This window comes from Herbiconiux sp. FW305-C-125, from assembly GCF_058783455.1.
In genome coordinates this window covers 1-943 of record NZ_JBYSYO010000034.1, presented here as the reverse complement: position 1 = coordinate 943, position 943 = coordinate 1, and the positions used below count along the sequence as shown (strand labels likewise).

Here is a 943-nt window from a genome sequence, read left to right as displayed (position 1 = left end):
AACTACCCCTCACGTTGACTGCGTAGCCAAGCTCATTCTCGAAGAATGTTCGTTACACCACTCCACGGGACTTGACCATTTCATCGCAAGTTGGACTGATGAGGAGAGGATTGCCGAGCTACCTCAGCACATTGACCGGGTCGTAGGGGACTGCCCCTACTTTGGTTGACGGGTAGGGGTCGGGGTGTTCAGGCCGCTTCTGCGGTTCTGTAGATCATCTCAAACTCGACGGGTGTGAGCTTTCCGAGGCCTCGTTGACGGCGGCGGCGGTTGTACTTCGTCTCGATCCAGGTGACGATCGCGAGGCGGAGTTCCTGCCGCGTCTCCCAGCGGCGCGTGTTGAGGACGTTCTTCTGCAGGAGCGCGAAGAAGCTCTCCATGCTGGCGTTGTCGCCCGCGCCGTAGGAGCGCCCCATCGACCCGACCAGCCCGTTGTTCTCGAGCAGCCGTTGGGTCCTCTTCGCGCGAAACTGGCCGCCTCTGTCCGAATGGCAGATCGTGCCGACCGGCTGCCGCAGAGCGATCGCGTTGCGCAGCGCCGACCGCGCCAGCGATCCCTTCATGCGCGAGTCGATCGAGTAGCCGACGATCTTGTTGCTGCAGACGTCCTTGATCGCGCAGATGTAGAGCTTGCCCTCACGAGTGGGGTGCTCGGAGATGTCCCAGAGCCAGACCTTGTTCGGGGCATCGGCGGCGAACTCATGCCGGACGACGCCGTGCTCGTCGACGACCGCGAGGAGGTCATCATGCGGGGCAGGCCCGGTGGAGCCGGGCTTGGAACGCTTCTTGTGATGGCTGGCGGTGATTCCAGCGATGCGGCAGAGCCGATGCACGCGGTTCTCGCCGACGGTGATGCCGTACTCGTCGAGCCTGTCAAGTTGTTTGTGTAAGCGGTCATCGGCAGTTGGTTGTTAGAGGTAGGGCTCGATGCGGTCGGGGAATG

The 943-nt window shown here is 62.1% G+C and carries 1 pseudogene; it reads right to left on the bottom strand.

Annotation, left to right across the window (positions count from 1 at the left end):
• Positions 1–188: 188 nt before the first annotated feature.
• Positions 189–881 (bottom strand): annotated as a pseudogene (locus tag AC3WLB_RS24270) (IS3 family transposase); the annotation flags it as partial.
• Positions 882–943 lie beyond the last annotated feature (62 nt).